1 protein-coding gene and 1 pseudogene are annotated in these 848 nt (G+C 70.8%); both read right to left on the minus strand.

What is annotated here, in order from left to right:
- The coding region (locus tag ACFQEU_RS18325; protein WP_465261180.1) for a DUF7283 family protein at positions 1 to 99 on the minus strand (99 nt) is incomplete at its 3' end.
- Between the two features lie 113 nt (positions 100 to 212).
- A pseudogene (locus ACFQEU_RS16905) lies at positions 213 to 848 on the minus strand (type II secretion system protein); the annotation flags it as partial.

Below are 848 nucleotides of genomic sequence, written 5' to 3' on the forward strand. Positions count from 1 at the left end.
CGGCGACGCGGGGAGCGCGGCGACCACGCCGGCCGTCGCGACGCTCACCACTGCGAGGCCGAGCCACGCGTAGGTCGCGTCCAGCTGCGTTTCGAACATACGCCCGGTGGCCGCGGTTTCGTATTTAAAAGATCGCCCCCGGGACACCGTATCGATGTTCTCCCCGAAACCGGATCGGATCGAGCTCTTCGCACTTGACGACCACGAGCCCACTACAACAACGCCGTCGCACCGACGAACGCCACGAAGTACGTCGCGGTCGCGGTCGGGAGCGCGATCCCGATCCGATACGCGACGAGCGTCGTGTCGAACCCGCGTTCGAGGCCCGTCGCCAGGGCGGTCAACGTCGCCGAGAGGAGGAGCACGTACGCCCCGACGATCCGGCCGAGAACCGGGACGGAGAGCGCGTCTCCACCCTCCCGTTCCGCCCCCGCCGTCGCGTCGCTCGTGCCGTCCGTTCCGCCGAACGCGTCCCCACCTCTGCCATCGATCCCACTCATCCCGACGCCCACGTCACCGACCCCGCCGCTCGCAGCGCCCAGTCCCCCGACGCCGACCGTGTCCACTCCCGTCGCCAGCGCGACCGTCGCGCCGCCGACGAGCGGAGCGAACACCGCGGCAGTGTTCGAGAGGGTACCAGTCACCGTTGCAAGCTGGCGTCTCGCGTCGCGTTCGAGCTCGCGGAGTCGTCCGATGTGGTCGGCGAGCTCGAGGAGAACGTCACCTGCCGGTCGCCCCTCGCGTGCGGCGACGGCGAGCAGCGCGACCGCTCCCTGTACCCGCGGTGATGGAACCGTCGCGGTCGGCCCGCCTGTCCCGGCGAACGCCTCCCGAACGCCGACCCGGAG

It is taken from the genome of Halorubrum tibetense (assembly GCF_042661865.1).
GTDB lineage: Archaea > Halobacteriota > Halobacteria > Halobacteriales > Haloferacaceae > Halorubrum > Halorubrum tibetense.